Annotated in this window: 9 protein-coding genes; 1 reads left to right on the top strand and 8 read right to left on the bottom strand. The window is 70.1% G+C overall.

Annotation, left to right across the window (positions count from 1 at the left end):
- From QH270_RS18970 to QH270_RS19005, 8 genes are all read right to left on the bottom strand, one after another.
- A partial coding sequence (locus QH270_RS18970; RefSeq protein ID WP_348537673.1) for an acyl-CoA thioesterase domain-containing protein occupies positions 1-222 on the bottom strand: 222 nt, incomplete at its 3' end.
- 187 nt (positions 223-409) lie between these two features.
- Positions 410-2,869, bottom strand: a complete 2,460-nt coding sequence (locus tag QH270_RS18975; protein WP_348537674.1) for a primosomal protein N' — start codon at positions 2,867-2,869, stop codon at positions 410-412.
- Positions 2,870-2,931: 62 nt separating this feature from the next.
- Positions 2,932-4,143 (bottom strand): methionine adenosyltransferase, encoded by a 1,212-nt coding sequence (gene metK, locus QH270_RS18980; RefSeq protein ID WP_280344189.1) that lies wholly within the window; start codon positions 4,141-4,143, stop codon positions 2,932-2,934.
- 233 nt (positions 4,144-4,376) lie between these two features.
- The gene (coaBC, locus tag QH270_RS18985; RefSeq protein ID WP_280344192.1) at positions 4,377-5,594 is read right to left on the bottom strand and encodes a bifunctional phosphopantothenoylcysteine decarboxylase/phosphopantothenate--cysteine ligase CoaBC; all 1,218 of its coding nucleotides are present in this window, start codon (positions 5,592-5,594) and stop codon (positions 4,377-4,379) included.
- A 28-nt stretch (positions 5,595-5,622) separates the two neighbouring features.
- Complete coding sequence (rpoZ, locus tag QH270_RS18990) at positions 5,623-5,943, bottom strand: DNA-directed RNA polymerase subunit omega (RefSeq protein ID WP_373867119.1); 321 nt, start codon at positions 5,941-5,943, stop codon at positions 5,623-5,625.
- Entirely contained in the window at positions 5,930-6,514 is a 585-nt protein-coding gene (gene gmk, locus QH270_RS18995) for a guanylate kinase (protein ID WP_280344195.1), read from the bottom strand. The genes rpoZ and gmk overlap by 14 nt, the downstream gene beginning before the upstream one ends.
- 5 nt (positions 6,515-6,519) lie before the next feature.
- The gene (gene mihF / locus QH270_RS19000; protein WP_043653536.1) at positions 6,520-6,840 is read right to left on the bottom strand and encodes an integration host factor, actinobacterial type; all 321 of its coding nucleotides are present in this window, start codon (positions 6,838-6,840) and stop codon (positions 6,520-6,522) included.
- Between the two features lie 348 nt (positions 6,841-7,188).
- A complete protein-coding gene (locus tag QH270_RS19005) occupies positions 7,189-7,779 on the bottom strand; it encodes a TetR/AcrR family transcriptional regulator (protein ID WP_280344196.1) in 591 nt (196 codons plus the stop codon).
- A gap of 30 nt (positions 7,780-7,809) precedes the next feature.
- Between QH270_RS19005 and QH270_RS19010 the strand changes: the two genes are divergently transcribed.
- Positions 7,810-8,163, top strand: a complete 354-nt coding sequence (locus QH270_RS19010) for a DUF6463 family protein (protein ID WP_280344199.1) — start codon at positions 7,810-7,812, stop codon at positions 8,161-8,163.
- The last annotated feature ends 149 nt before the right edge of the window (positions 8,164-8,312 follow it).

Genomic DNA, 8,312 nt, shown 5'->3' on the forward strand with positions numbered 1-8,312 from the left:
GCGTACCACCTCGCTGCGCAGGGTGATCGGCTCGTTCAGCACCGGCCGGAACAGGTCGACGGTGAACCTGGCCGGGATGAAACCCGCTCCCGGACTGTGCTTCTCGGCCTCTTTCGCCAGCAGACCACACACCCCCACCCCGTTCAGCTGCTTCGACGACCACCGGCTGATCGCCAGTTCACTCGCCACATACGAACCGTCGCGCACCGTGAAGAACTCCACCGCTCGCCTCTCTACTCACGAACGTCGATTAGAACACGTATCAATCAGCGGTCCAGTCGGCCCATACGCCGACACCCGGCTCCGACATCCCCGCGCACACCCAGCCGACACACCCAATCGCCCGTCCGGGTTACGCACGGCTTCATCTCGCCGCCCGGGGCCACCCGGGTCCGGTGGAGGGGTCGCGTCAGCCGATGTCGACCGGGTCGATCTGGACGCGGAGCGGGGCGTCGGAGCGGTGCGAGCTGCGGACGGCGCGCGCGGCGGTGAGAGCACGGGCGAGGGGGGTGCCCTCGGTGCGGCCGACGCGCAGGAGCATGCGCTCGACCTCGGCGGGCTCTTCGGCGCCGGAGAAGGGTTTGCGCGCGGTCGGGGGCAGCGGGACCGGACCGAGCACCTCGACGTGCTCGGGAAGCTGGGCGACATCGAGCAATTCGGCGATGGAGGCGGAGGTGCCGTCGATGGCGGCCAGCCGGACGGCCGGCGGGAAACCGACCTCGGCGCGGGCCTCGAGCTCGGCGGCGGCGTGGTGGACCGGGTCCCACCGCACCAGGGCCTGCACCGTCGGCAGCGAGGGCTCCGCCATCACGATCACCTGGCCGCGCGGCCGGACCAGCGCCGCCGCGCCCATCCAGCGGCGCAGGGTGTCCTCGGTGGCGCGCAGATCGGCGCGGCCGAGCAGGGCCCAGCCGTCGAGCAGCAGCGCGACTCCGTAGCCGCCGCGCACCAGCGGTTCGGCGCCGACGGTGGCGACCACGACCTGAGCACCCGGTTCGACCGCGTCGAGCACCTCTCCACCGCCGGAACCCCGGATCGGCACGCCGGGGAAGGCGCGCCCGAGTTCCTCGGCGGTGCGCGCCGCGCCGATGACCGTCGCCCGCAGCGCCCGCGCGCCGCAGGCCTGACAGCGGTACGCGGCCTCGGTGATGCCGCACCACTTGCACTGCGGACTCGCCGCCTCCCCGGTGTTCGTCTGCGGCAGGGCGAGCGGCCCGTGGCAGTGCCGACAGCGGGCCGGCGTGCGGCATTTCGCGCACGCCAGCGACGGGACGTATCCCCGGCGCGGCACCTGCACGAGGACCGCCACGTTCTCCTTCAGTGCCGCGCGCGCGGCCGCGAACGCGACACCGGGCATGCGCACCGAGCGAGCCAGGGCATCGCGTTCCAACGCGAAGTCGGTGTCCCCGGGCGCGCTGATCCGCGGCATCACCTCGCGCAGGACCTGGCGTTCGGCGAGAAGATCACGCGCCCAGCCGGATTCGACGACGGCCTGGATCTCTGCCGTGCGGGCGAACCCCGCGGCGACGAACGCGGCGCCGGTCTCGTGGGCGCGCAGCATGGCGACCTCGCGGGCATGCGGATACGGCGCCCTCGGCTCGGCATAGGTGTCGTCGCCGTCGTCCCAGAGGGCGATCAATCCCAGGTCACGCACGGGTGCGAACACCGCGGCCCGCGTCCCGACCACGATCCGCGCCTGCCCACGCAATACCGACAGCCACCGCCGATACCGCGCGGCGGGCCCCAACCCCGCCGACAGCCCGACCGCCGAATCCCCCACCAGCCGAACACATTCCGCCAGCAACCGATCCAGATCCCGCTGATCCGGCACCATGAGCACCACCCCGCGCCCAGCGGCCACGACCGTCGCCGCGAGCTCGGCCAACCGCGCCGCCCAATCCTCCCCCGGCAGCGCCTGCCACGCGGCCCGCGGGCCCCGCCCGTCCCGCAACGCCGCGACGAACGCCCCGCCGTGCACATACCGCCCCCACGCCGACACATCGACCCGGATCGCACCGCCATCCGCCGAGCTGGCCACGCCCGATTCAGACTCCATCGATCCCGGCTCAGGGTGGCCGGACACGACTGATCCAGCCACCACACGTGCGGACGGTGTCGTGCCAGGCGCTGACGTCGTCTCGTCCGCACCGTGGTGAGGCGTCTCTCCCGGAGATTCGTCGACAGTCGTCTGCGGGGACGCAGTGAAAGACGTTGTGTTCTCGGGTGTTTCGACGGAACAGCGACCCTCGGCCGGGCTGGTCCGCAGAGGCGCAGCAGATTCCGCGCGGGTGGGTGACCCGACCGCGGGGGGCGTGGGCGGGCCCTCGGCGGATTCGCCGGAACGCGTGGCCTCCGGGACGGAGTCTGCTGTTCCGGAACGGGGTTCGTTGTTCTTCGGCCGCGCAGCGGTGTCGCCGTCCGGCCGGGCGGCGAGCACATCGCGGGCATCGTCGGCGGGGCGTTCGACCGGGGGCGCACCGGAGTCTTCACCCGAGGGCGCGGCGGATTTCGTTGCCCCGGAACGGGATCGGCGGGGTGTGGCGGGACCGTTCTCGGTGCGGGCGTGCCGCGGCGGAATGGCCAAACGGAGGACGTCGGCGCGGGTGCCCGCGTAGCGGGCGGCGACCGCGGTGGCCAGGCGCAGGATCTCCGGAGTCAGGACGCGTTCGGCGGAGACCACCCGTTCCAGCGGCATCATCTTGCCGGTGTGGTCGGTGCGCGGGAGCCGTTCGAGGAGGTACCCGTCGACGAGGCGGCCCGCGAAACGGACGCGAACCCGAACCCCCGGCTGCGCGATCTCATCCAGGTCGGGCGGGACGAGATAGTCGAAATCGCGGTCGAGGTGCGCGGGCGACAGCAGCGGGAGCACCCGAGCGATCGGGTGTCCCGCTGCTGTCCGTGTCTCGTCCGCTGCCACGCGGGCCGTGGGAACTACAGGCCGACGGCCGCGCGCAGCTTGTCGGCGCGGTCCGTGTGCTCCCAGGGCAGATCGACATCGGTGCGACCGAAGTGCCCGTAGGCCGCGGTCGGCGCGTAGATCGGGCGCAGCAGGTCCAGGTCGCGGATGATCGCGCCCGGACGCAGGTCGAAGACCTCGGAGATGGCGGTGGAGATGCGGGTCGGGTCGACCTTCTCCGTGCCGAACGTCTCGACGAACAGGCCGACCGGGGCCGCCTTGCCGATCGCGTACGCGACCTGCACCTCGACCCGCTCCGCCAGACCCGCGGCCACGACGTTCTTGGCGACCCAGCGCATGGCGTAGGCGGCCGAGCGGTCCACCTTCGACGGGTCCTTGCCGGAGAACGCGCCGCCACCGTGGCGGGCCATGCCGCCGTAGGTGTCGACGATGATCTTGCGGCCGGTCAGGCCGGCGTCGCCCATCGGGCCGCCGAGCACGAACTTGCCGGTGGGGTTCACCAGCAGGCGGATGTCGGAGGTGTCCAGCGACGGCAGCTCGAGATCACCGATGACGGCGTCGACGACCTTCGCGCGGATATCGGGCGCGAGCAGGTTGTCCAGATCGATATCGGCGGCGTGCTGGGTGGAGATGACGACCGTGTCGAGGCGGACCGGCTTGTCACCGTCGTATTCGATGGTGACCTGGGTCTTGCCGTCGGGACGCAGGTAGGGCAGCACACCGGACTTGCGGACCTCGGTGAGCTTGCGCGAGAGCCGGTGCGCGAGCGCGATCGGCAGCGGCATCAGCTCGGGGGTGTCGGTGGTGGCGTAGCCGAACATCAGGCCCTGGTCACCGGCGCCCTGACGCTCGATCTCGTCGTCGGAGCCGCCGACGCGGGCCTCGTGCGAGGTGTCGACACCCTGCGCGATATCGGGCGACTGGGCACCGATCGCGATGTTGACGCCGCAGGAGTTGCCGTCGAATCCCTTTGCGGAGGAGTCGTATCCGATCTCGAGGACCTTCTCCCGCACGATCCGCGGGATATCGGCGTAGGCCGAGGTGGTGACCTCGCCCGCCACATGGACCTGCCCGGTGGTCACCAGGGTTTCCACCGCGACCCGGCTGCTCGGATCCTCCGCGAGCAAGGCGTCGAGGATGGAATCGCTGATCGCGTCACAGATCTTGTCCGGATGACCTTCGGTTACGGACTCACTGGTGAATAGCCGACTACCTGTCGTACGCACAGTTATTCCCTCTCCCTCAACGGGTTACTCGTATCGGCTTGTGACGGTAACTCTCGGGTGCCACCGCACAACCCTTCTATCCAGACTATTCCAAACCACCGACGAGGTGGCGGAGTGCACACAGACTGACCCGGAGTGTTCACCGAACCGGCGAACCCGCTCACCGATCTCGTCCGTTCGCACTAGACTGCGCGGCAAACCGTTGCCGCACAACAATTCTCGTGCGAGATCGGTCAGCGCAACAGCGGCACGAGCGCGTCGAGCACCCGGCTGGCCAGCAGTGCCTTCGACCCGTGGTCGAGGGCCTGTTCGGTGCCGTCCGCGCCGAGCAGCCAGCCGTCGTTGGTGTCCACCTCGAAGGCCTTGCCCTCCCCGACCGCGTTGACCACGAGCAGGTCGCAGCCCTTGCGGGCCAGCTTGGCGCGGGCGTGGGTGAGCACGTCGCCGTTGTCGTCCCCGGTCTCGGCGGCGAAGCCGACGATCGCGGTACCGGCGAGCCTGCCCTCGGTGCGGGCGTCGACCAGGCCGGCGAGGATGTCCTCGTTCTTGGTCAACGGGATCACGTCGGGCTCGTCCACGCCCTTCTTGATCTTCGCCGCGGCCACGTGGGTGGGCCGGAAGTCGGCCACCGCCGCCGCCATGATCACCGCGTCGGCGCCGAGCGCGTGCTTGTCGACCGCGGTCTTGAGCTGGTCGGCGGTGGTGATGTGGACGAGTTCGACGGCCGCGGGGGGCGCGAGTTCGATGGTGTTGCCCGCGATGAGCGTCACCTGGGCACCGCGCTGGGCGGCGACCCTGGCCAGGGCGTAGCCCTGCTTGCCGGAACTGCGATTGCCGAGGAAGCGGACCGGGTCCAGGGGCTCCCTGGTACCGCCGGCGGTGATCACCAGGCGGCGGCCGGTCAGGTCGCGGGGCAGCGCGTCGGCGCGCTCGAGCAGCAGCGAGGCCAGTCCGAAGATCTCCTCCGGCTCGGGCAGGCGGCCCGGGCCGGTGTCGGTGCCGGTGAGACGGCCCGACGCGGGCTCCATGACATTGGCGCCGTGCGCGCGCAGCGTCGCGACATTGGCCACCGTCGCCGGATGCTCCCACATCTCGGTGTGCATCGCGGGCGCGAACAGCACCGGACATCGGGCCGTCAGCAAGGTGGCGGTGAGCAGATCGTCGGCGCGTCCCTGTGCGGCGCGCGCCATCAGATCCGCGGTGGCGGGGGCGATGACGACGAGATCGGCCTCCTGGCCGATCCGGACATGCGGCACCTCGGGCACATCGGCGAACACACCGGTGTTCACCGGCTGTCCCGACAGCGCCTCGAAGGTCGCCTTACCGACGAACTGCAGAGCCGACTCGGTGGGAATCACCCGCACCTGATGGCCGGTCTCGGTGAACCGGCGAACGAGGGCACACGCCTTGTAGGCGGCGATGCCCCCGCCGACCCCGACGACGATCCGCATGGTCTCTACGCCTCCGGAAAAGAGATTGTCACTCGCCCTCGGTGTGTTCGAGCAGGTCGGAGTGGATTTCACGCATGGCGACCGACAGCGGCTTCTCCTGCAGGCCGGGCTCGACGAGCGGGCCGACGTACTCGAGGATGCCGTCGCCGAGCTGGTTGTAGTAATCGTTGATCTGCCGTGCGCGCTTGGCGGCGTAGATCACCAGGGCGTACTTGGACGACGTGCGCTCGAGCAGCTCGTCGATCGGCGGGTTGGTGAGGCCGATCGGGGTGTCGTACGCGGGCGCGGCTGCGATGTCCGTACTCACTAGGGGAGGCTCCTGCGGGGTCAGTGGGTCAAGAACTCGAATTTGTGCTAACGAACAACGATACCAACTGCTCGCAGGCGGTCGTCACCTCGCTGTTCACGATGACCGTGTCGAACTCGTCACAGGCCGCCAATTCGACCCGGGCCGTCTCGAGTCGGCGCTCGATCACCTCGGGTGTCTCGGTGCCGCGCGAGCGCAGTCGCGAGACCAGTTCCTCCCAGCTCGGCGGGGCGAGGAACACCAGCAGTGCCTCCGGCATCGCCTGCCGGACCGACCGCGCGCCGGCCAGGTCGACCTCGAGCAGCACGTGATGTCCGGCCGCCAGTGCTTCCCGCACCGGGGCCGCGGGGGTGCCCGATCGCTGCAACCCCCCATGGATGTCCGCCCATTCGAGCAGTTCGTCCGCCGCGATCATGGCGTCGAACTCGGCTCGGGAAACGAAACGGTAGTCACGGCCGTCGACTTCCCCGGGCCGAGGGGCCCGGGTCGTCGCGGACACGCTGAATACCAGTTCGGGCAGGCGTTCCCGCACGCACCGCACGACCGTGGACTTACCCACGGCCGAGGGGCCGACCAGTACAACCAGCCGACCCTTCCGCGTGTGTTCGACCACCTGAATCAGGCGTCGAAGTCGAAGCGAGCCAGCAGCGCCTTGCGCTGACGGTCGCCCAGGCCACGGAGCCGCCGGGTGGGGGCGATCTCCAGCTCGGTCATGATCTCGGCAGCCTTGACCTTGCCCACCTTCGGCAGAGCCTCGAGCAGCGCCGACACCTTCATCTTGCCGAGAATCTCGTCGGACTCGGCGTCGGTGAGGACCTGCTTCAGGTTGGTGCCACCACGCTTCAGGCGCTCCTTGAGCTCTGCCCGAGCGCGGCGAGCGGCAGCCGCCTTCTCCAAAGCAGCGGCGCGCTGCTCGTCAGTCAGCTGGGGAAGGGCCACGGGTTCCTCCGTCTCATCGTTCATTGCTAGATCTACCGCCGGTTACCCGGACGGTCTGTGCGACCGTACCCACGGTGCGCGCCGATTGCGAACCCGACCCCCAGGTCAGGGCACGAATACGGATGCCGTATGGGGCGCGCGGGCCCGATGCGGTGACCACCGATTCCTCCGCACCGATCGTACCGCCGAATCCGAAAAATGCATCCCCACCTGCGGTTTTACCGATATGGGCGATGTTAGCCACCGGGTAGCGTGACCGGTCCCCGCCGACCCCGCAAACCGGCCGGGTCGCGACCAGGGGGTTTCCCGAATTTCCCCGCGTGTCGCGCGAATTCGTACCGCGTGTCGTCACGATCGGGAACGGAACCGGTCCAGCACGGCGCCGGTGGCGGTCTCGGCGACCTCGTCGATCCAGTCCGGAATCGGGGCAGCGCGGGCGATGTAGTCGCGCACGAGTCCGTACGGAATGGCCTTCACGGCGACCTCGGCGACGGCGGTCGCGTGCTCGTCGGCGGTGCCGAATTCGGTCACGACGGCGGCCAGCAGCGCGGCATTCATCGCGTCGTTCACGGTGGCGATCGCGGCCCGCAGCTCGTCGGGCCCGACGTCGAGGAGTTCCTCGCGATGGAACATCTTCATCGCCCTGGCCTCGGTCGGATGTTCGCGGCAGTAGCGCGGCAGATAGGTCGCCGCGGCCAGCAACGGCGACGGCCCGGCGAGCGCGTCGAGCAGGCCCGCGTGGAAGCGCTGGATCGACCTCAGCCACAGCCGCGCGAGGAGTTCGTCCCGTGAGGCGAAACGCACATAGATCGACCCCGTGTGCACGCCGGCGGCCTTGCCGATGGCGGTGATCGCGGGCCGGGAGATCGCCGGATCGGCGAGGAGATCGCGTGCCGCGTCGAGCACCTGATCGTCGGTGAAGAGACGGGGTCTTGCCACCGGCTCAGCCTAGTGGCACAGTTTATGAATATGAATTCAAGAACTAGATTTCCGCTGGCCGGGGCCGCGGTGGTGTTCATCGCCGCGGTCCACACCGTCCTGGGTGTCGCCGATTGGGTGCGTGGTGGACAGGACTCCGAACTGTCGTTCTGGTTCACCCTGTTCGGGGTGATCGGGGTGGGTCTCGGGCTCGCCATGATCGAGCTGGAGCGCGCGCGGGGCTTCGTGCCGGCCCCGGTGCTCGCCGCCCTGGCGGTCACGGTCGGGGCCGGCTTGGCCTACATGCCGCTGTCCGGGTTCCTCACCCTGCTGGTGCCGCTCGGCGTCGGGGTACTGGGCTGGTGGCGGGCACGGGCGGGCGTGCCCGAGCCCACCGGCGCCTGACCGCGATCGGCGGCGGCGCCGAAAGCCCGCGCGCATCGGCGCCCGCACGACCACACGCGACCGGGTGCGGGCACGACGACGGGTTCTGCACACAGTGCCGGGTCCACCTCGGCCTGCACATCCCCACACCGCGCGAGCGTCGACTCGTC

The organism is Nocardia neocaledoniensis (assembly GCF_029868625.1).
Taxonomy (GTDB): Bacteria; Actinomycetota; Actinomycetes; order Mycobacteriales; family Mycobacteriaceae; genus Nocardia; species Nocardia neocaledoniensis_A.

Coding starts and splice junctions, on each gene's coding strand:
- coaBC (WP_280344192.1), bottom strand. CDS start 5,594: ATGCGGATCGTCGTCGGGGTCGGCGGGGGCATCGCCGCCTACAAGGCG.
- QH270_RS19010 (WP_280344199.1), top strand. CDS start 7,810: ATGAATTCAAGAACTAGATTTCCGCTGGCCGGGGCCGCGGTGGTGTTC.